The sequence below is a fragment of the Stutzerimonas frequens genome, from assembly GCF_024448335.1.
In the GTDB taxonomy this organism is placed as follows: domain Bacteria; phylum Pseudomonadota; class Gammaproteobacteria; order Pseudomonadales; family Pseudomonadaceae; genus Stutzerimonas; species Stutzerimonas frequens.
In genome coordinates this window covers 1-18,947 of sequence record NZ_JAMOHM010000010.1, presented here as the reverse complement: position 1 = coordinate 18,947, position 18,947 = coordinate 1, and the positions used below count along the sequence as shown (strand labels likewise).

20 protein-coding genes are annotated in these 18,947 nt (G+C 62.8%); 9 read left to right on the top strand and 11 right to left on the bottom strand.

Translation table 11 applies throughout. The annotated features are described in order from the left end of the window. Positions 1-40: 40 nt before the first annotated feature. The 8 genes from pdxB (at position 41) to NAO55_RS14320 (ending at position 7,783) form a co-directional block, all read left to right on the top strand. On the top strand, positions 41-1,186 hold the full coding sequence (gene pdxB, locus NAO55_RS14355; RefSeq protein WP_102841321.1) for a 4-phosphoerythronate dehydrogenase PdxB: 1,146 nt from the start codon (positions 41-43) through the stop codon (positions 1,184-1,186). An 87-nt stretch (positions 1,187-1,273) separates the two neighbouring features. Continuing rightward, positions 1,274-3,295: a DNA polymerase III subunit gamma/tau gene (dnaX, locus tag NAO55_RS14350; RefSeq protein WP_102841320.1), complete on the top strand. Its 2,022-nt coding sequence runs from the start codon at positions 1,274-1,276 to the stop codon at positions 3,293-3,295. 19 nt (positions 3,296-3,314) lie between these two features. After that, positions 3,315-3,641: a YbaB/EbfC family nucleoid-associated protein gene (locus NAO55_RS14345; RefSeq protein WP_008567825.1), complete on the top strand. Its 327-nt coding sequence runs from the start codon at positions 3,315-3,317 to the stop codon at positions 3,639-3,641. A gap of 79 nt (positions 3,642-3,720) precedes the next feature. Continuing rightward, positions 3,721-4,320 (top strand): recombination mediator RecR, encoded by a 600-nt coding sequence (gene recR, locus NAO55_RS14340; RefSeq protein WP_102841319.1) that lies wholly within the window; start codon positions 3,721-3,723, stop codon positions 4,318-4,320. Between the two features lie 145 nt (positions 4,321-4,465). Continuing rightward, a complete protein-coding gene (locus NAO55_RS14335) occupies positions 4,466-5,455 on the top strand; it encodes an ABC transporter substrate-binding protein (RefSeq protein WP_063543425.1) in 990 nt (329 codons plus the stop codon). A gap of 100 nt (positions 5,456-5,555) precedes the next feature. Then, complete coding sequence (locus NAO55_RS14330) at positions 5,556-6,302, top strand: ABC transporter ATP-binding protein (protein ID WP_102841318.1); 747 nt, start codon at positions 5,556-5,558, stop codon at positions 6,300-6,302. Next, the gene (locus NAO55_RS14325; protein ID WP_102841317.1) at positions 6,299-7,072 is read left to right on the top strand and encodes an ABC transporter permease; all 774 of its coding nucleotides are present in this window, start codon (positions 6,299-6,301) and stop codon (positions 7,070-7,072) included. The genes NAO55_RS14330 and NAO55_RS14325 overlap by 4 nt, the downstream gene beginning before the upstream one ends. Positions 7,073-7,081: 9 nt before the next feature. Then, entirely contained in the window at positions 7,082-7,783 is a 702-nt protein-coding gene (locus NAO55_RS14320) for a type 2 periplasmic-binding domain-containing protein (RefSeq protein ID WP_102841316.1), read from the top strand. Between the two features lie 29 nt (positions 7,784-7,812). On the opposite strand, the gene NAO55_RS14315 is transcribed toward NAO55_RS14320, so the two are convergent. The 4 genes from NAO55_RS14315 to hemN form a co-directional block, all read right to left on the bottom strand. After that, on the bottom strand, positions 7,813-8,421 hold the full coding sequence (locus tag NAO55_RS14315; protein ID WP_102841315.1) for an SCO family protein: 609 nt from the start codon (positions 8,419-8,421) through the stop codon (positions 7,813-7,815). A 36-nt stretch (positions 8,422-8,457) separates the two neighbouring features. Further along, positions 8,458-9,006: an adenine phosphoribosyltransferase gene (locus tag NAO55_RS14310; RefSeq protein ID WP_063543415.1), complete on the bottom strand. Its 549-nt coding sequence runs from the start codon at positions 9,004-9,006 to the stop codon at positions 8,458-8,460. Positions 9,007-9,034: 28 nt separating this feature from the next. Continuing rightward, positions 9,035-9,769 carry a fumarate/nitrate reduction transcriptional regulator Fnr gene (gene fnr / locus NAO55_RS14305; protein WP_003301790.1) on the bottom strand — a complete coding sequence of 245 codons (735 nt, stop codon included), beginning with the start codon at positions 9,767-9,769 and terminating at the stop codon, positions 9,035-9,037. Positions 9,770-9,882: 113 nt separating this feature from the next. Continuing rightward, complete coding sequence (gene hemN, locus NAO55_RS14300) at positions 9,883-11,265, bottom strand: oxygen-independent coproporphyrinogen III oxidase (RefSeq protein ID WP_102841314.1); 1,383 nt, start codon at positions 11,263-11,265, stop codon at positions 9,883-9,885. 203 nt (positions 11,266-11,468) lie between these two features. On the opposite strand from hemN, the gene nadE reads away from it, so the two are divergent. After that, on the top strand, positions 11,469-12,293 hold the full coding sequence (gene nadE / locus NAO55_RS14295; RefSeq protein WP_102841313.1) for an NAD(+) synthase: 825 nt from the start codon (positions 11,469-11,471) through the stop codon (positions 12,291-12,293). Positions 12,294-12,310: 17 nt separating this feature from the next. Here nadE and NAO55_RS14290 read toward each other — a convergent pair whose 3' ends face one another. From NAO55_RS14290 to NAO55_RS14260, 7 genes are all read right to left on the bottom strand, one after another. Then, positions 12,311-13,027 (bottom strand): sulfite exporter TauE/SafE family protein, encoded by a 717-nt coding sequence (locus NAO55_RS14290; protein WP_102841312.1) that lies wholly within the window; start codon positions 13,025-13,027, stop codon positions 12,311-12,313. Continuing rightward, a complete protein-coding gene (ccoS, locus tag NAO55_RS14285; protein ID WP_063543407.1) occupies positions 13,020-13,232 on the bottom strand; it encodes a cbb3-type cytochrome oxidase assembly protein CcoS in 213 nt (70 codons plus the stop codon). The genes NAO55_RS14290 and ccoS overlap by 8 nt, the downstream gene beginning before the upstream one ends. 92 nt (positions 13,233-13,324) lie before the next feature. After that, positions 13,325-15,739, bottom strand: coding sequence for a heavy metal translocating P-type ATPase (locus tag NAO55_RS14280; RefSeq protein WP_102841311.1), 2,415 nt, complete (start codon positions 15,737-15,739; stop codon positions 13,325-13,327). Between the two features lie 7 nt (positions 15,740-15,746). Further along, positions 15,747-16,247, bottom strand: a complete 501-nt coding sequence (locus NAO55_RS14275) for a FixH family protein (protein WP_102841310.1) — start codon at positions 16,245-16,247, stop codon at positions 15,747-15,749. Between the two features lie 12 nt (positions 16,248-16,259). Next, positions 16,260-17,672, bottom strand: coding sequence for a cytochrome c oxidase accessory protein CcoG (gene ccoG, locus NAO55_RS14270; RefSeq protein WP_102841309.1), 1,413 nt, complete (start codon positions 17,670-17,672; stop codon positions 16,260-16,262). Between the two features lie 137 nt (positions 17,673-17,809). Next, the gene (gene ccoP, locus NAO55_RS14265) at positions 17,810-18,727 is read right to left on the bottom strand and encodes a cytochrome-c oxidase, cbb3-type subunit III (RefSeq protein ID WP_102841308.1); all 918 of its coding nucleotides are present in this window, start codon (positions 18,725-18,727) and stop codon (positions 17,810-17,812) included. Beyond that, a complete protein-coding gene (locus NAO55_RS14260; RefSeq protein WP_003301805.1) occupies positions 18,728-18,913 on the bottom strand; it encodes a CcoQ/FixQ family Cbb3-type cytochrome c oxidase assembly chaperone in 186 nt (61 codons plus the stop codon). It abuts the gene before it with no gap. Positions 18,914-18,947: the final 34 nt, after the last annotated feature.

Sequence of the window (18,947 nt, the reverse complement as noted above, 5' to 3'; positions counted from 1 at the left end):
GGGCCGTCTAGAATGTGCTTCCCCCAACCGGAGCCATGCCATGCACATCCTTGCCGACGAGAACATTCCGCTGGTCGATGAGTTCTTTGCCGGTCTCGGGGCGATTCGTCGCATGCCCGGCCGCAGTATCAACCGGGCGGCGCTGGAAGGCGTGGATGTGCTGCTGGTGCGCTCGGTGACGCGGGTCGACCGCGAATTGCTGCAGGGCACGGCGGTGCGCTTCGTCGGTACCTGCACCATTGGCACCGACCATCTGGATCTCGACTATTTCGAGCAGGCTGGCATCGATTGGGCCAGCGCGCCAGGCTGCAATGCGCGGGGGGTGGTCGATTATGTGCTGGGCGGCCTGTTGGCGTTGGCCGAGGTCAGCGGCGAAGCCCTGGCGCAACGTAGTTTCGGCGTGGTGGGCGCCGGCGAGGTAGGCGGGCGCCTGGTCGAAGTGCTGCGAGGCCTCGGCTGGGACGTGCGCGTTTGCGACCCGCCGCGCCAGGCGCGCGAAGCGGGCGGTTTCGTGTCGCTGGATGAGGTGCTCGCCGAGTGCGACGTCATCAGCCTGCACACCCCGCTGAGCATGAGCGGCGACTGCCCGACCTTCCATCTGTTCGATCGGCAGAGGCTGAGCAAGCTGCGACCGGGCGCCTGGCTGATCAACGCCAGCAGAGGGGCGGTGGTGGATAACGCGGCGTTGCGCGACCTGCTGCTGCAGCGCCCGGACCTCGAGGCAGTGCTGGATGTCTGGGAAGGCGAGCCGCAGGTGGACGTCGAACTGGCTGATCTGTGTCGCATCGCCACGCCGCATATCGCCGGTTACAGTCTGGACGGCAAGTTGCGCGGCACGGCGCAGATCCACGCGGCCTATTGCGCTACACGAGGCCTTGAGCCGACCGTCCAGCTGGCGCAGCTGATGCCGGGTGCTGCGCTGACCGAGCTGACCTTCGCCGCATCGGCAGAGCCGGCCGACATGCTGGCAACGCTGTGCCGGGCGGTCTACGACCCGCGCCGCGACGATGCCGACTTCCGTCGTAGCCTCGTCGGCGACGACGCGCAGCGCCGGACAGCGTTCGATCTGCTGCGCAAAGGCTACCCCACGCGCCGCGAGATCGACGGGCTCGCCGTGCGGATAGAGGGGAACAACCGAGCGCTGGAAACGGTTGTCAGCGCGCTCGGTGCTCGCTTGCTGCACTAGCTGGCAGATCGGGCGCAGCTCGGATGCAATTTCCATCCTGCTCCGCTAGCATTACCCGTCCTCTGCCTAGTTCCCCGCGATGGTGTTATGAGTTATCAGGTTCTTGCACGTAAATGGCGTCCGCGCTCGTTCCGCGAAATGGTCGGCCAGACGCATGTGCTCAAGGCCCTGATCAACGCGCTGGACAACCAGCGTCTGCACCATGCCTATCTGTTCACCGGTACCCGCGGCGTCGGCAAGACTACCATTGCGCGGATCATCGCCAAGTGCCTGAACTGCGAGACCGGCGTCAGCTCAACACCCTGCGGCCAGTGTTCGGTCTGCCGGGAGATCGATGAAGGACGCTTCGTCGACTTGATCGAAGTGGACGCCGCGAGCCGCACCAAGGTCGAGGACACCCGCGAGTTGCTGGACAACGTGCAGTACGCACCGAGCCGCGGACGTTACAAGGTCTACCTGATCGACGAAGTGCACATGCTCTCGTCGCACTCTTTCAACGCGCTGCTCAAGACCCTCGAAGAGCCGCCACCCCACGTCAAGTTCCTGCTGGCGACCACCGATCCGCAGAAGTTGCCGGTGACCATCCTGTCGCGCTGCCTGCAGTTTTCGCTGAAGAACATGCCGCCGGAGCGAGTCGTGGAACATCTGTCCCATGTGCTTGGCGTCGAGAATGTGCCTTTCGAGGAAGATGCGCTGTGGCTGCTCGGGCGCGCCGCGGACGGCTCGATGCGCGACGCCATGAGCCTGACCGACCAGGCGATCGCCTTCGGTGAGGGCAAGGTGCTGGCCGCCGATGTGCGGGCTATGCTTGGCACGCTTGATCACGGTCAGGTCTACGGCGTGCTGCAGGCGCTGCTTGAGGGCGACGCTCGGGCGCTGCTCGAAGCCGTTCGCCATCTTGCCGAACAGGGCCCGGACTGGGCCGGTGTACTGGCGGAAATGCTCAATGTGCTGCATCGCGTTGCCATCGCCCAGGCGCTACCGGATGCGGTGGATAACGGCCAGGGCGATCGCGATCGGGTGCTGGCACTGGCCCAGGCGCTGCCAGCCGAAGATGTGCAGTTTTATTACCAGATGGGGCTGATCGGCCGCCGCGATTTACCGCTGGCGCCCGATCCGCGCAGTGGCTTCGAAATGGTTCTGCTGCGTATGCTGGCGTTCCGTCCGGCGGATACGGATGACGCGCCGCGAACATCGCTAAAGAATTTGGGAATCAGCCCGGCCACAGCTGATTCCAAGCCTGCAGCGGTGGCCGATACCGCTGCCCCCGGCGTGTCGCCTGTTCCTAGTTCCGCTCCAGAGGCTCCTGTCGCCTCAGAGATGCCGATGTCAGCTGCTGTGGTGGCGGCCAGCCCTGTCGAGCCGCTGGCCGCATCCGTTCCTGAGCAGCCCACCGCGGCAGAGCCACCGGCACCGTCAGCGATTGAAGAACAGCCGGTGCCAGTGGTCGATGTGCCCTGGAACGAGCCGCCCGCGGTGGCGCCGGTGGCCGTCGAGTCCGATGCCGTTCTGCCGGAGCCAGCGCTGGACGGTCCGCCTGATCATATGGCCGCCGTGGTCCAGGTCGAAGAGCCTGACGATGACGAGCCTCCGCTGACTGATGAAGACTATTTCGAAGTGGAGAACCAGGCCGAGGCGTACCTCGAAGAATTGCAGCAGGACGAGACCGAGCAGCAGGAGGCCGAGCCTCTGCCCGCGGTGGAGCCGGCTACCGGGCTGGCTGCCGAGTGGCTGGAGCTCTATCTCAAGCTCGGCCTGTCCGGTCTGACCGGCAGCATCGCTGCCAACTGCACGTTGATTTCGGTGGAGGGCGATCGCTGGCTGATGCACCTCGACCCGGCGCAGAGCGCCCTGTTCAATCCGACGCAGCAGCGCCGGCTGAACGATGCGTTGAATCAGTACCACGGGCGGACGCTGCAGCTCGATATCGTGCTGCAGAAGCCCGAGCAGGAAACGCCGGCGCAGGCCGCGCAGCGTCGTCGCGCCGAGCGACAGCGTGCCGCCGAGCAATCGATTCATGCGGATCCGCTGGTCCAGCAGTTGATGCAGCAGTTCGCCGCGGTGATCCGTGAAGGCACCATCGAACCCGTAGAACACTCAGAACCCTGATCGAATTGAGGTGATACCCATGATGAAAGGTGGCATGGCCGGCCTGATGAAGCAGGCGCAGCAGATGCAGGAAAAGATGCAGAAGATGCAGGAAGAGCTGGCGAACGCCGAGGTCACCGGACAGTCCGGCGCCGGCCTGGTCAGCGTGGTGATGAACGGGCGTCATGACGTCAAGCGCGTCAGCCTCGATGACAGCCTGATGCAGGAAGACAAGGAAATCCTCGAAGACCTGATCGCTGCGGCCGTCAACGATGCGGTACGCAAGATCGAGCAGAACAGCCAGGAAAAGATGGCCGGCATGACCGCCGGGATGCAGCTGCCGCCGGGCTTCAAGATGCCGTTCTGATCCATCAGGCAGGTCCCACCCGGGCCGTCCGCTTGCCAGGGAGCGGCCCGCTTTTCCAGTGATTCAAACCGAGACGCTCATGAGCTTCAGCCCGCTGATTCGGCAACTCATCGATGCCCTGCGCATTCTTCCCGGCGTCGGGCAAAAGACCGCACAACGCATGGCGTTGCAGTTGCTCGAGCGCGACCGCAGCGGTGGCCTGCGCCTGGCGCAGGCGCTGACGGCGGCGATGGAAGGGGTTGGCTACTGCCGGCAGTGCCGCACGCTGACCGAAGACGATCTGTGCCCGCAGTGCGCTGATCCGCGGCGCGACGATTCGCTGCTTTGCGTGGTGCAGAGCCCGGTGGATGTGTTCGCGGTCGAGCAGACTGGCTTTCGTGGACGTTATTTCGTGCTCAAGGGGCATCTGTCTCCACTCGATGGCTTGGGTCCGGAAGCCATTGGCATCCCCGAGCTTCTGGCGCGTGTTGCCGACGGTGCATTCACTGAAGTCATCCTCGCGACGAACCCCACGGTGGAAGGGGAGGCGACGGCGCATTACATCGCGCAGATGCTGATTCCAAAGGGGCTGACCATCAGCCGAATCGCCCACGGCGTTCCGCTGGGCGGCGAACTGGATCTGGTCGACGGCGGAACCCTCGCCCATGCCTTGGCCGGCCGCAAGACGATCAGCCTATAACCTGCAGCATTGATGATATGCCACCTCGGTAGTGCCGTTTCCCGTGTGATTCAGGTACAGTTCTAAGCCATTAACATTAGATAACTAAAGCGAATATAGTCCTTCGTTCTGGTTATATGTACTGGCTATCCGAATCGAGGTCGAAATGAAAGCAAAGCATTGGCTGGTTCCGGCTCTGCTGTTGCTGAGCGCGTTTGCTCAGGCGCAGGAGAAGTTCAAGGTTGGCTACATCCGCGTGATGGACGATGCCCAGGCCATGGTTGCACATGAGGCTGGCTTGTATAAGAAGCACGGCCTTGATGTCGAGCTGATCGAGTTCAGCTCCGGTACCGATCTGATCAAGGCGATCGTTGGTGGGCAGTTGGATACCGGCGTGCTCGGCTTCACCAATGCGGTGGCCTGGGCTTCCAAAGGCGCAGATCTCAAGGTCGTGGGCGGTGCTCAGCAGGGCTACCACTCCATCGTGGCGCTTGAGGGTTCGGGCATCGAGAAGGTTGCGGACCTGAAAGGTAAGATCCTTGCCTCCCAGAAAGAAGGAAGCACGGCCGATGCGGTGCTGCGCGGCGTGACGCTGAAAAGCGCAGAGCTCAAGCCGAGCGACGTCAACATCATGGGTGTCAGCCCGGCCGTTGCGGTGCAGTCGCTGGTCTCCGGGCGTGTCGATGCCGCCTTCCTGTTCGAGCCATACGATCGCATCGCGCAGCTGGTTGCACCGGTTCAGCAGGTCTACGAGATCGGTGAAGTGTGGCCGTTCCCGTGCATGGTTGTGATCACCTCCGGCGACACCCTGGCCAAGCGCAAGGACGCCGTCTGGAAGTCGCTGGATGCTCAGCGCGATGCCATCGAGATGCTCGACAAGCAGCCAGCCGAGGCAGCCAAGCTGATCGCCGACTACTTCATCGCCGAACCGACGCTGAAAACGCTCAAGCGTGGTGAGCTCGCTCGCGAGGTGGTGATCGAGGAGGCGATCGGCACCCAGACCTTCAGCGCCAAGCTTGGCCAGGATGATCTGGCGCGCATTCAGGAGCTGGCGGACATTCTGCAGGAGCTCGGTTCGCTGAAGACCCGCGATGGCAAGCCGTTCGACACCAGTGCCATCGTCGATCTGTCCTGGCAGGAAGCTCGCCAGCTCTGATCGCTCCCTCTGTTTGGTATCACACGGACCCGGCCTTGCGCCGGGCCGTTTGCATCGCCCGCATTGCCGGGCAATTTCGTTTCTGGATTTGCGGATTTTTATGCAACTCAGGTTTGAAGAAGTAGACAAGCGCTTCGGGCAGCTCGAAGTCATCAAGGGGTTCAGCGGCGAGTTCGCCCAGGGCGAGCTGGTTGCATTGGTCGGGCCTTCAGGCTGTGGCAAGTCGACCCTGTTGCATCTGGTTGCGGGGCTGGAGAAGCCCAGCGCTGGCCGCGTGCTTGCCGATGGCAAGCCGATCACCGAGCCGAGCCCGCGGCGAACGCTGGTGTTCCAGGAGCATGCGCTGTATCCCTGGCTCAGCCTGCAGGGCAATGTGGCCATGGCGCTCGAGCTGCAGGGCGTGGCCAAGGGCGAGGCCTTTGAGCAGGCGCGCGTCTGGCTCGAGCGTGTCGGGCTCAATGGCTTCGAGCACTACTATCCGCACCAGGTTTCCGGTGGCATGCGCCAGCGTACCGCCCTGGCCCGGGCTTTTATCGCCAAGCCCGAGGTGCTGTTGCTGGACGAGCCGTTCGGCGCCCTCGATGCACTGACTCGCATGGCGCTGCAGGATGTGCTGCGCGAGCTGATCGAGGAGCATCAGCCGACCGTGCTGCTGGTTACCCATGACGTCGATGAAGCCCTGTATCTGGCCGATCATGTGCTGGTTTTCAGTGCGCGTCCGACTCGGGTGCTCAAGACGTTCAATTTCACCCATTGCGAAAAAAGCCACGACCTGTCGGACTTCGCTGCCGAGCGTAAGGAAATCCTCAGCCTGCTGGGCATCAAGACGGAGGTAGCGCACCCATGAGTCAGGCTCGTCGTCTTACCGGCCCGAAGAAATATCTCGCCGTCGTTCTGGCCATCCTGTTCATCCTGCTGATCTGGCAGGTGGCGGCCTGGAGCCTGCCTGCGTTCCTCATGCCGGGTATCCCGACCGTCGTCGAGCGTCTGATCACCACGATCCAGCAAGCGGAGTTCCGCGAAGGCCTGTACGGCAGCATGAGCCGCCTGGGCAGTGGATATGGTTTCGCCTTGCTGTTCGGCATCGGTTTCGGTCTGGTTGGGGGCGTACTGTTCTTCTTCCGCGAGATCCTGCGCTCGGCCATTGTCATCCTGCAGTCGATTCCGTCGATCGCCTGGGTGCCGCTGTTCCTCATCGTGATGGGCTTCGGCAACCTGCCGATCATCGTCGTGGTGGCGCTGGCGGCGTTCTTCCCGATGGCGCTTTCGGTGATGAACGCCACCGAGAGCGTGCAGCCAGTGCATGTCTCGGCCGCACGGGTGATGGGCGCTTCGCGTTGGCAGCTGCTGCGCCGCGTGTACCTGCCGGCGGTGATGCCAGAGCTGATCACTGGTGCCCAGCTGGCCTTCGGTAATGCCTGGCGTGCACTCATCTCCGCCGAGATGCTGATCGGTTTCGGTCAGGGCCTGGGTCGCTCGTTGGCTTACTCCGGGGAGATCGCCGATATGGTGGGGGTCATGATGAACATCCTGGTGATTGCCATTCTCGCGACCCTGATCGATCAGGTGGTGCTGGAGAAGTTCAAGCAGCGAATGCTGCGCTACCAGTACGTCTAGGATTGGCCCGTGCCTGCTTCGTCGCGCATCGTTCTGTGGCTCGCCTTGCTGGTGCCAGCTGCGTCCTTGGCCGAGCCGCTGCCGATAGCGCTGCCCGAACACCGTGTGCTCTCGAGTAGCGAGACGGAGAGTTTCGAGTCGGCGCTGGCCGAGCAGATCGGCGCCGAGCTCGGGCGTCCGGTGCAGCTCGTGGTGTCGGAAGGAGAGGCCGCCGTGCGCATGGATGCCAGCCTGCCGCGTGGCGTGAGTGCCTACTATCGCGCCGTGCCTGCCGCGCTCGTCGCGACCGAGGCGGGGCCCGCCGGCTGGGCCGATCTTCACGATCAGCCGGTCTGCGTCAGCAATGCAAGCCCCTATGCGGCACTGCTGCGCCAACGCTTTGCGGCATCTCCGCGGCAGTATCCCAGCACAGCGCACGCACTTATCGGCCTCAAGCTCGGCGAATGCGTGGCGGTGGTCGAGGATGAAGGCTTACTGACGGAGCTGGCCACCTTGCCGGAATGGCGCCGCTACAAGCGACTGCTGCCTGCGCTGGGCAACGCCGAGCGGCAGCTTCGCCTGGTTGCTGACGACACCAAACTACAGCAGGAGCTCGATGCGCTCATCGCTCGCTGGTCCGCGGATGGCAGCCTGGTGGAACTGACGCGGCAGTGGATCGATGAGGTCGCCTTTCAGGCCTATGTGCTGGCTGACACCCTGGATTGCCACTGATCGCTTCGCAGCCAACATCAGCGGCTTGTTCAGTGCGCGGTATCGACGATCCGTGACAGTGCTCGCTGCAATCCATCGAGCATGAGCGGGGCGCGAATGTGTCCACGCAGGGTGCCGTCGGGGCCCACCAGCGCCAGATTGCCGCTGTGGCTGACGCTGTAGTCGCCCTGAGTCTCGTTCGCCGGCACGAACGGCAGGCCGAGCGCCCTGGACAGCTGCTGTAGTTGCTCCATTTCGCCGGTGAGGCCGCTGAAGCCCGCGCGGTAGTAATCGAGATAGGTCTTCAGCTGCTGCGGTGTATCGCGCGCAGGATCGGCAGTGATCAATACCAGCTGCAACCGCTCGCGGGTATCGCTCGGTAGCTGGCCGAACAGTCGGCGCATGTCGCTCAGTGTTGTCGGACAGATGTCCGGGCAGGCGGTGAATCCGAAGAAAAGAATATGCCAGCGTCCCTGCAATGACCGTGTGTCGAACGGCTTGCCATCCTGGTCGATCAGCGTTAGCGGAGGTATCACACGCTCACGCGGCAGCAGCAGAACATTCGCCTCATCCAGCAGGGCGTCACGGTCCAGTGCCAGTGCTGGTGTGGTCCAGGCAAGCGCAAGAATCAGCAGGCAGCGCCAGAGGGTCATTGGCACAGCGGCTCCTCTAGATCGCGTCGAGGCCGTAACTGATCAGCGGTCGCTCAGCGCGAAAGCGGTCAGGGTAAAGGTCGGAATGCCAATGTCCTGCAGCTTCTGCGATCCGCCGAGCTCGGGCAGGTCGATGATCGCAGCGGCTTCATGGATGCTGGCGCGCATGCGTCGCACCAGCTGGGCAGCGGCGAGGAGGGTGCCGCCGGTGGCGATCAGATCATCGAACAGCAGTACCGAATCGCCTTCGCACAGGCTGTCGGCATGGATCTCCAGGTGCGCTTCGCCGTATTCGGTGCAGTAGGCCTGCGACAGCACGTCTGCGGGCAGTTTGCCCTGCTTGCGGAACAGCACCAGTGGCTTGTTCAGCTCATATGCGAGGATCGAGCCGATCAGAAAACCGCGGGCGTCGAGCGCGCCGATATGGGTGAAGTCGGCTTCCACGTAGCGCTGGATAAGACTGTCAGCCACCATGCGCAGCGCTTTCGGTGACTGGAACAGAGGGGTGATATCGCGAAAGATCACGCCCGGCTGCGGAAAATCCGGCACCGGGCGGATCAGGGTCTTGATGCTGAATTCGTCGAAGATCATCGGGTTACTACTCCAAAAACTCGGTGACTCAGACGTCCATGGCACCGCCGGCGAGGGCGCACAGTCCGATGGAATCCAGAATGCGCACCTCCTTGCCCTCGGCTTCGAGCAGGCCGTTCTGCTGGAAGCGGGTGAATACGCGGGATACGGTTTCGACCGCGAGGCCGAGGTAATTGCCTATCTCGTTGCGCGACATGGGCAGACGGAACTGGTTGGCCGAGAAGCCCCGCGCACTGAAGCGCGCCGAGAGGTTGATCAGGAACGTGGCGATGCGCTCATCGGCGGTCTTCTTCGACAGCAAGAGCATCATCTGCTGGTCGTCGCGAATCTCGCGGCTCATGATGCGCATCAGCTGGCGGCGCAGTTGCGGCAGCAGCACGCTCAGTTCATCGAGTCGCTCGAAAGGAATTTCGCATACCGATGTGGTTTCCAGCGCCTGAGCCGTGACCGGGTAGCTTTCCGTGTCCATGCCCGACAGGCCGACCAGCTCGCTGGGCAGGTGGAAGCCGGTGATCTGCTCCTCGCCGCCATCGGTCACGCTGAAGGTACGCAGCGCCCCGGAGCGCACCGCGAACACCGAGCTGAACACGTCGCCCTGGCGGAACAGTGTCTCGCCTTTCTTCAACGGGCGTCCGCGCTTGACGATGTCGTCCAACGCGTCCATGTCCTGCATGTTCAGGGACAGGGGCAGGCAGAGCCCGGAAAGGCTGCAATCCTTGCAGTGAGCTTGCCGCTGCGCACGGACCTTGATCGACTCGGACATAGAGGGCTTCCTGGAAAACCGGGTTATAGCGCGCAAGGTTAACTCAGCTTGTCGACCATAGCCAATCGGCGCGAGGGTCGCAGGGACTTCGAGACAGGCCGTCCTGGGGAAGGCTAGATCACATGGGATTGGCCGCGAGCGGCGTCTTCCGGCAGGTAGTGATCGAACAGCATGCAGATGGAGCGAACCAGCAGGCGCCCGGCAGGCTGGATGATCAGGTGACTGTGCGTCAGTTCGAGCAGCCCGTCCGCTGTCATTTGCTCGAGGATCGGCCAGATTTCGGCGAAATACGCCCGGAAGTCGATGCCATAGGCATGCTCAATGGTGGCGAAGGACAGTTCGAAGTCGCAGATCAGTGACTGAATGACGGCACGGCGGATGCGGTCGTCCTGGCTGCAGCGTAAACCTCTGGCTGTCGCTAATTGACCGAGATCCAGTTGATGCTGATAGTCGGCGATATCCGCGCTGTTCTGGCAGTACAGGTCGCCGATCTGGCTGATTGCCGATACGCCGAGACCAATCAGATCGCAGTGGCCATGGGTGGTGTAGCCCTGGAAGTTGCGCTGCAGGCTGCCGTCTTCCTGTGCCATTGCCAGCTCGTCGTCAGGCAGTGCGAAGTGATCCGCTCCGATGTAGCGGTATCCCGCATCGGTGAGCTGCTCGATGCTGCGCTCGAGCATGGTCAGTTTATCGGCCACGGACGGCAGGTCGGCCTGGTTGATACGTCGCTGTGGGGTGAATCGCTCGGGCTGGTGCACGTAGTTGAACAGGGACAGGCGATCCGGCTGCAGCTCGATTACGGCGTCGACGGTCCTGGCAAAGCGGTCCGGGGTCTGCAATGGCAGACCGTAGATCAGATCGATGTTCAGTGAGCGGTACTGTAACGTGCGGGCCGCATCGATGATGGTGCGGGTCTGTTCGAGGGTCTGCATGCGGTTAATCGCGCGCTGCACGTCAGGGTCCAGATCCTGGACGCCGATACTGAGGCGATTGAAGCCAAGTTCTCTGAGCAGACCGATTGTTGGCCAGTCCGCTTCGCGGGGATCGATTTCGATGCTGAAATCCCCGTGATCATCGTCCTGCAGATGGAAATGCTGGCGCAGGTGGCGCATTAGCCTTCGCAGTTCGTCATGACTGAGAAACGTGGGGGTACCGCCTCCAACGTGCAGCTGTTCGACGACCTGTTCCGCGCTCAGGTGGCAGGCGATCAGCTCGATCTCCTTTTCGAGACGCTCCAGGTAGGGGAGAGCGCGGCCCCGGTCCTTGGTGATGACCTTGTTGCGACCGCAGTAGTAGCAGGCGTTGGCACAGAATGGCAGATGCACGTACAGCGACAGCGGATGCACGGCCAGACGGCTGCTGCGCAGCGCGTGAAGGAGGTCGAAGGATCCGATCTTGTCGTTGAACTGGGCCGCTGTCGGATACGACGTATAACGCGGGCCAATCTGATCGTAACGACGGATCAGGTCGGCATCCCAGCGAATGGAGTCGAGCATGTGGTGTTTCCGGTCATGACAGCGGTCGCTGGATTCTAGGGGGAGCGCCTGGCACCGGACTTGACCTGTATCAAACTTGGTCTGACCCTAGCCAGCGGTACCAAATCGATGCCTCCGGGCGCGAAGATTCCGCCGCAGCCGTGGTCGGACATTACATCGAATCGTATTGATCAGCAGAGCCTCACAAGGCCAAGGAGAGTTTCATGCACAGCCGCCAGCAAGAAATTGCAGCTGCGCTCAACGTCTGCGCACCGTTTAGCGGGCCCGAGGCGATTCAGACCGAAATCGACCGACGCGTGGCCTTCATCCAGCGCTGTTTGCGTGAGTCTGGAATGAAGACGCTGGTGCTGGGCATCAGTGGCGGGGTCGACTCCACGACTGCCGGGTTGCTGGCCCAGCGCGCGGTCGAGGGCATGCGGGCGGCTGGCGAAGGAGATTACCGATTCATTGCGGTTCGTCTGCCTTACCAGGTCCAGCATGATGAGCATGAGGCGCAGCTCGCCGTGGACACGATCAAGCCGGACGAATGCCACACCGTCAACATCGGTACAGCTGTGCTTGGTCTGGCTGCAGCGACCGAGGCCCTCGAACCGTTGAGTCCCGAGCAGCGCGACTTCGTGCTGGGCAACACCAAGGCGCGCATGCGTATGGTCGCGCAGTACACCATTGCCAATGCCCGGCAGGGGCTGGTCATCGGGACTGATCATGCTGCGGAAGCGGTGATGGGCTTCTTCACCAAGTTTGGCGATGGGGCTTGTGATCTGACGCCGTTGGCGGGGTTGGTGAAGGATCAGGTTCGCCAGCTGGCCGGGGCTCTAGGTGCGCCGGAGCAGCTGGTTCACAAGGTGCCCACCGCTGATCTCGAGGAGCTGTCGCCCGGCAAGCCCGACGAAGCGGCACACGGCGTGACCTACCGCCATATCGACGACTTTCTGCAGGGCAAGCCAGTGCCAGAGGAAGCGGCGCGCATCATCGTCCAGACCTACGACAAGACGGCGCACAAGCGTCAGCTACCCAAGGAGCCTTGAGGCGCACTGGCGATTGACTAATGCGAGTGGCTGCCATTCGACGCAGCCGAGCCATGCCCCATCAGCCACTGCTGATGCGGGCCGGGCATGGTCCAGATGCCGAACAGAATGACCATGATGCCCCCGGCGACACGTACTCCGCGCTTGCGCAGCAGCGTCGTCAAGCGTTCTGCGGCGAGGCCGGTGGCAAGCAGTACCGGCCAGGTGCCGATGCCGAACGCCAGCATCAGCATGGCACTGTCCAGTGCATCACCCTGGCTGGCCGACCACAACAATGTGCTATAGACCAGCCCGCACGGCAGCCACCCCCAAAGCGCGCCCAGAATCAGGGCTCTGGAAACGCTGGTCACAGGCATCAGGCGACTGGCAACGGGCTGGATATGCCGCCAGAGGCCGCGGCCGAGGGCCTCGACGCGAGTCAGCCCGCTCCACCAGCCGGCCAAGTACAATCCCATGCTGATCAGCAAAAGGGCAGCGATGACCCGCAGCGTCATTGCCGCGGGGCTCTTTGCCACGGCCCAGCCGGCCAGGCCGATGAGGAAGCCGGCAAGCGCATAGCTCAATACGCGGCCCAGGTTATAGGCGAACAGCAGACGCAGACGCCGAGCGCGCTGCTCCGGCGGGATAGCCATGGTCAGGGCACCCATGAGGCCGCCGCACATGCCGAGACAGTGGCCTCCGCCGAGCAACCCAAGCACCCAGGCGGATAGCAGCAAGGGCGCCAGCTCATTCACCTTTGCGTTGCTCCTGCTGCTGCTCGTCGGTTTCCTGAGGGCCTCCGCTGGACGGCCGTTGCGGCTCTTCATCATCGAACAGGATGCTGTGTGCCGGTCCGTCCAGATCGTCGAACTGGCCGCTGTCCACCGCCCAGAAGAACACCCAGATTGCCAGAGCCACCAAGACCACTGCGACAGGGATCAGGATATACAAAGCCGCCATCGGGACCTCCATGCGCTGAAGCGAAAGCCTTCAGCGCGGAAAAAATGCGTGACCAGTACCTCGCGTGCATCGAGGCGCCTGAGCCGCATGTGTCAGCCGAGCGCCTTGGGTAGGCGGGTCAGCCGAAGTGCGTTCAATACCACCAGCAGCGAGCTTGCCGACATGCCCAGTGCCGCCCAAAGGGGAGTGACCCAGCCTATCGCGGCGAACGGCAGGATCAGGCCATTGTACAGACTCGCCCAGACGAGGTTTTCGATGATGATGCGCCGGCTGCGGCGTGCAACCTCGAACGACTGTGCCAGGCTGCCAAGACGGTTCGAGAGCAGCACCGCGTCAGCGCTGGTCTTCGCCAGATCGGTAGCCGAGCCCATGGCAACGCTGATATCGGCGGCGGCCAGAACCGGCACGTCGTTGACGCCATCACCGAGCATCAGCACCCGATGTCCTTGTGCCTGCAGTGCTTGCAGTCTGGCAAGCTTTGCCGCGGGGGTCAGGCCGCCCTCGGCCTGGTCGATGCCCAGCTCGGCAGCGATCTGACCGACCATCGGTGAGCTGTCGCCGGAAAGCAGGAGCGTCTTCCAGCCACGACCCCGGCAGGCATCGAGCAGCGCTGGTGCGTCGTCACGCAGCCGGTCGTCCAGAACCAGCCAGGCGAGCGCCCCGTGGTCATCGCCGAGCAACAGCCATTGCCCCATTTCTCCGGGAATCGATGGGGGTGGATTACCGTAGCCTTCTGCCACGAAGCTCGGCTGGCCGATACGCAGCACGCGTCCGTCGACGCTGCCCACAAGCCCAAGGCCTGGCACGGTTTCGACCGACTCCGCCGGCAACGGCGCACGTCCGAAGGCGCGGGCGATCGGATGCTCGGAGCGGTTCTCGAGGGCGGCGGCCAGCGCCAGGCATGCATCGGCATCGAGGGCACCGAGGGGGTGTATGGCGCTGAGCGTGAGGCGCCCCTCGGTCAGGGTGCCGGTCTTGTCGAACACCACTGTGTCGATCTGATTGAGCCCCTCCAGGACGTGCCCGCGAGTCAATAGCAGGCCGAGCTTGTGCAGGGTTCCGGTTGCCGTGGTGAGGGCGGTAGGGGTCGCCAGCGACAGCGCGCACGGGCAGGTCGCCACCAGCAGCGCGAGGACGATCCAGAACGCCCGTTGCGGATCGATCTGCCACCAGACCAGACCGACAACGGTAGCCACGACCAGGACCACCAGCAGGAACCACTGTGCAACCCGATCGGCCAGCTCTGCCAGTTTCGGTTTGTCCGCTTGCGCCCGCTCCAGCAGCCGGACGATGGCGGACAGGCGGGTGTCGTCTCCCAGCGCCTGGACTTCGATAGTCAACGGACCTTCCACATTCAGGGTGCCTGCGGTGACGGCATCGCCTGCACCTCGTGGCAGCGGCAGATACTCGCCAGTGAGCAGTGATTCATCGACGCTGGATTGACCGCTGACGATCGTGCCATCCGCTGGAATCAGTCCGCCAGGTTGCACCAGCACCTGATCGCCCAGTTGCAGTTCGCTGAGCAGAATACGGCTGCTATGGCCCTGCGCATCAAGCCTCAGGCACGAAGCCGGCAGCAGGTTGACCAGCTGCGCGGTGGCGGCTGCGGTCCGCTCGCGGGCCCTTCGCTCAAGATAGCGTCCTGCCAGCAGAAAGAGGGCGAACATGCCGACCGCATCGAAATAGAGTTCCCCCTGGCCGGTGATCGTCGACCAGATGCCGGCAACGTAGGCACCGCCGATGGCCAGCGACACGGAAACGTCCATGGTCAGATGACGGGTGCGTATGTCGCGCAGCGCCCCCTTGAAGAAGTCCGTGCAGCAGTAGAAGACGATAGGGGTCGTCAGCAGCAGGGCGGTCCAGCGCAGGGTGACGAAGAAGCTCTCCGACAGGTCGAGATTGAACTCGGGCCACGTCGCCATGGTGGCCATCATCACCTGCATCCACAGCAGACCGGCGACACCGAGCTGGCGCAGCGAGCGGCGATTCTCGTTGGCCAGGCGTTCAGCGGCCTCATCGGCGCGGTAGGGATGAGCGGCGTAGCCAATGCGACGAAGCTCGGCCAGCAGCTCGCTGAGCGGCAGCTCCGAGTCGCTCCAGCGCACGTTCAGTCGGTGGTTGGACAGGTTGAGGCTAGCCTCGGCAACGCCCCTGACGTTGCGCAGATGGCGCTCGATCAGCCAGCCACAGGCAGCGCAGCTGATGCCCTCGATCATCAGAGACGTGCTGGCCAGGTCGCCCTGGTGCTGGACAAATGGTTGTTGGACGTCCTGGCGATCGTACAACGCCAGTTCTTCGCCGAGCTCCTGCGGAAGTGCCTGGGGATTGACCGCCGTATCGCTGCGGTGCTGGTAGTAGCTTTCCAGTCCGCCTTTGACGATGGCCTCAGCGACTGCCTGGCAACCCGGGCAGCATAAGGCCCGCGTCTCGCCCAGCACGCGGGCCTGGAAGTGGCTGCCGGCCGGAACCGGCAGACCACAGTGGTAGCAGGGAGTAGGCGTTGCCATCTGTGGCTCAGGGCTTCAGTTCGAGCGCGCGGCCGGTTTCGATGGTTTTTTCCTCGTATAGACGCCAGTCCTGATCACCTTCGCGACCAAGCAGCTCGATGAAGCGGCGGCCACTGATCGATTCCTGCATCTGGCCCTGATAGATGCCGTCGCCCTGCGGCTGCAGGATGATGCGGCGGTCACGCTCGGGCTGGGTCGGAGAGATCAGGTTGAGCACCAGTTGCTGCGGGCGGCTCGCACCGCTCAGTTGCACTTCGGCCAGGCCGCGCTCGTCATTCAGGGCGATGCGTGCCTGCATCTCCAGGCGCTCTGCCAGTTTCTCGCGCTCCAGCGACTGGTTGATGCCCTTGCCGGCGTCGTAATAGTTGTCCGCGACCAAGGTGTCGGCATTCTTGATCGCCAACGTCAGCAGAGACACGCCCAGTATCACGGAGCTGAGCAGGATGGCGATGACAAACCAGGCCCAGAACTGGGTGTACCAACGCGTTTGTTCGTTATCAGAGCGCATGCATTACCTTACTTAGCGGATGCTCGGGCCGATGAAACGGCTGTCTGCATCGTCGGTTATCGAGTCGTCGTCTGCCGAGCGAATGTGGAAGACGATTTCATTGGTACTCGAGGGCAGTTTCTCGGCGGCGATGGACAGCTCGACCGGGATCGTCACAAGTTCGCCGCCTTCGGCGCGAATCTCGCTGCGACCTTCGTAGACGAGGCCGTCGAGGCCGGTCGCTTCGATGACGAAGGTCTGTTCGCGCTGGGCCTTGTTCATCACCTTGAGGGTGTAGACGTTTTCGATGTTGCCCTGCTCGTTCTCGCGGTAGAGCACGCGATCCTTGAGCACGTCGAGTTTTACCAGCGGGCGATCATACACGGCATAGGCGAACAGCCCCATCATGGCCACCAGCGCGATGGCATAGCCGATCAGGCGCGGGCGCAGCAGATGAGTCTTCTGCCCGGACAGGTTGTGTTCGGTGGTGTAGCTGATCAGCCCGCGCGGGTAGTTCATCTTGTCCATGATGGCGTCGCAGGCGTCGATACAGGCCGCGCAGCCGATGCATTCGATCTGCAGGCCGTCGCGGATGTCGATCCCGGTCGGGCAGACCTGTACGCACATGGTGCAGTCGATGCAGTCGCCGAGGCCCATGGCCTTGTAGTCGGCGTCTTTCTTGCGCGGTCCACGCTTCTCGCCGCGCCGCGGGTCGTAGGAAACGATAAGGGTGTCTTTGTCGAACATCACGCTCTGGAAGCGCGCGTAGGGACACATGTAGATGCACACCTGCTCACGCAGATAGCCGGCATTGCCGTAGGTGGCGAGCGTGAAGAAGGCCACCCAGAACAGGGCCCAGCCGCCAACCTGCAGGGTGAGCAGGTCAGGTACCAGTTCGCGGATGGGGGTGAAGTACCCGACGAAGGTGACTCCCGTCGCGAACGACACGGCGAGCCAGATGCCGTGCTTGCCCAGCTTGCGGATGAACTTGTTGCCGCTCATCGGCGCCTTGTCCAGCTTCATTCGCTGGTTACGATCACCCTCGGTGACCTTTTCGGCCCACATGAACACCCAGGTGAACACGCTTTGTGGGCAGGTGTAGCCGCACCAGACGCGGCCGGCGAACACGGTGATGAAGAACAGGCCGAAGGCGCAGATGATCAGCAGCCACGACAACAGCATGAAATCCTGGGGCCAGAACGTCGCCCCGAAGATATGGAATTTGCGGTCCGGCAGGTCCCACCAGACAGCCTGACGGCCGTTCCAGTTGAGCCACACGGTTCCAAAAAAGAGGACGAACAGTACGGCGCCGCCTACGCGTCGCAGGTTGCGGAATACACCGCTGAAGGCTCGGGTATAGATCTTTTCACGCGCGGCATAAAGGTCGGCTGACGCTTCAGCCTTGGACGGGGGGGTTACATCACGAACGGGGATCTGCTCAGTCATCGAGTGCGTACCACGGCGGAAGGTGGGTGTCCTGGCCGATACGTGCCGACCAGGATCATTTTTCTGTCCAGCTGCGAATGGTACGCCCGGAGCGTTGGGGTCAGGTGCGACAGGTCGTCACCCCCGACCCTTGTGGATCACTGCTCCGGCTGCTGCGACAGGCTGTAGACGTAGGCTGCCAGCAAGTGCACCTTGTCGTTGCCAAGGATTGCTTCCTGAGCCGGCATGCGGCCATTGCGACCGTAGCGCAGGGTCTGCTGGATCTGGGCGAAGCTGGAACCATACAACCAGACATTGTCGGTCAGATTCGGCGCGCCCATGGCTGCAACGCCCTTGGCTTCCGGTCCATGGCAGACTACACAGTTGGTGGCGAAGATTTTTTGACCCTGCTCAATGTCGACGCTGATACCCTCTGGGGTATCACGGCCGGAGAGGCTGCGAACATAGCCAGCCACGTTGCGAATGCCTTCTTCGCCGATCACGTCCTTCCACGCCGGCATTGCGGCCTGACGGCCGTGCAGGATGGTGGTCTTGATGGTTTCCGGCTCACCGCCCCACAGCCAGTCGTTGTCGGTCAGATTGGGGAAGCCATAGGCACCCTTGGCGTCGGAGCCGTGGCAGACCGAACAGTTCGAGGCGAACAGGCGGCCACCCATCTTCAACGCCTGGGGATCGGTGGCCACTTCTTCTACCGGCATGGCGGCGTACTTGGCATACAGCGGGCCGTACTGCTCCTCGGCCTTGTCCATTTCCCGCTGCCACTCCTTGACCTGCGTCCAGCCGCCCTCATAACCAGGCAGGACGCCTTTCCAGTTGCCCAGGCCGGGATACAGGGCGAGATAGCCGAGCGCGAAGATGACTGTGCCGACGAACAGCATGAACCACCAGCGCGGCAGCGGATTGTCGTATTCCTCGATGCCGTCATAGGAATGGCCGACGGTTTCTTCGGTGCTGTCGGGGCGCTGCCCCTTACGAGTTGCCAGTAGCAGCCAGACCAGCGCGGCAATGGTGCCGAGGCTCAGCAGGGTGACGTACCAACTCCAAAACGAGGTCATTTATTTCTTACTCCTGGAAGCTTCTTCATCACGCTTCTTGGCGTCGGTCTCGTCGTCCGCGAAGGGCAGGTTGGCGGCTTCGTCGAAGCTGTTCTTGCGTTTGCTGCTGTAAGCCCAGAGCACCACGCCGATGAAGGCGACGAATACCAGAATTGTGCCCAGGCCGCGAAGAGTCCCGATTTCCATCATGCGTTACCGTTTGTTGGTGAGTGCAGTGCCG

What these genes read in the sequence shown, in the direction of transcription:
- nadE (WP_102841313.1), top strand. Translation starts at nt 11,469, where the DNA reads ATGCACAGCCGCCAGCAAGAAATTGCAGCTGCGCTCAACGTCTGCGCA.
- NAO55_RS14325 (WP_102841317.1), top strand. Translation starts at nt 6,299, where the DNA reads ATGAGTCAGGCTCGTCGTCTTACCGGCCCGAAGAAATATCTCGCCGTC.
- NAO55_RS14280 (WP_102841311.1), bottom strand. Translation starts at nt 15,739, where the DNA reads ATGGCAACGCCTACTCCCTGCTACCACTGTGGTCTGCCGGTTCCGGCC.
- NAO55_RS14345 (WP_008567825.1), top strand. Translation starts at nt 3,315, where the DNA reads ATGATGAAAGGTGGCATGGCCGGCCTGATGAAGCAGGCGCAGCAGATG.
- NAO55_RS14330 (WP_102841318.1), top strand. Translation starts at nt 5,556, where the DNA reads ATGCAACTCAGGTTTGAAGAAGTAGACAAGCGCTTCGGGCAGCTCGAA.
- NAO55_RS14335 (WP_063543425.1), top strand. Translation starts at nt 4,466, where the DNA reads ATGAAAGCAAAGCATTGGCTGGTTCCGGCTCTGCTGTTGCTGAGCGCG.
- dnaX (WP_102841320.1), top strand. Translation starts at nt 1,274, where the DNA reads ATGAGTTATCAGGTTCTTGCACGTAAATGGCGTCCGCGCTCGTTCCGC.
- recR (WP_102841319.1), top strand. Translation starts at nt 3,721, where the DNA reads ATGAGCTTCAGCCCGCTGATTCGGCAACTCATCGATGCCCTGCGCATT.
- NAO55_RS14310 (WP_063543415.1), bottom strand. Translation starts at nt 9,006, where the DNA reads ATGATCTTCGACGAATTCAGCATCAAGACCCTGATCCGCCCGGTGCCG.
- ccoG (WP_102841309.1), bottom strand. Translation starts at nt 17,672, where the DNA reads ATGACTGAGCAGATCCCCGTTCGTGATGTAACCCCCCCGTCCAAGGCT.
- hemN (WP_102841314.1), bottom strand. Translation starts at nt 11,265, where the DNA reads ATGCTCGACTCCATTCGCTGGGATGCCGACCTGATCCGTCGTTACGAT.
- NAO55_RS14275 (WP_102841310.1), bottom strand. Translation starts at nt 16,247, where the DNA reads ATGCGCTCTGATAACGAACAAACGCGTTGGTACACCCAGTTCTGGGCC.
- pdxB (WP_102841321.1), top strand. Translation starts at nt 41, where the DNA reads ATGCACATCCTTGCCGACGAGAACATTCCGCTGGTCGATGAGTTCTTT.
- NAO55_RS14260 (WP_003301805.1), bottom strand. Translation starts at nt 18,913, where the DNA reads ATGGAAATCGGGACTCTTCGCGGCCTGGGCACAATTCTGGTATTCGTC.
- ccoP (WP_102841308.1), bottom strand. Translation starts at nt 18,727, where the DNA reads ATGACCTCGTTTTGGAGTTGGTACGTCACCCTGCTGAGCCTCGGCACC.
- ccoS (WP_063543407.1), bottom strand. Translation starts at nt 13,232, where the DNA reads ATGGCGGCTTTGTATATCCTGATCCCTGTCGCAGTGGTCTTGGTGGCT.
- fnr (WP_003301790.1), bottom strand. Translation starts at nt 9,769, where the DNA reads ATGTCCGAGTCGATCAAGGTCCGTGCGCAGCGGCAAGCTCACTGCAAG.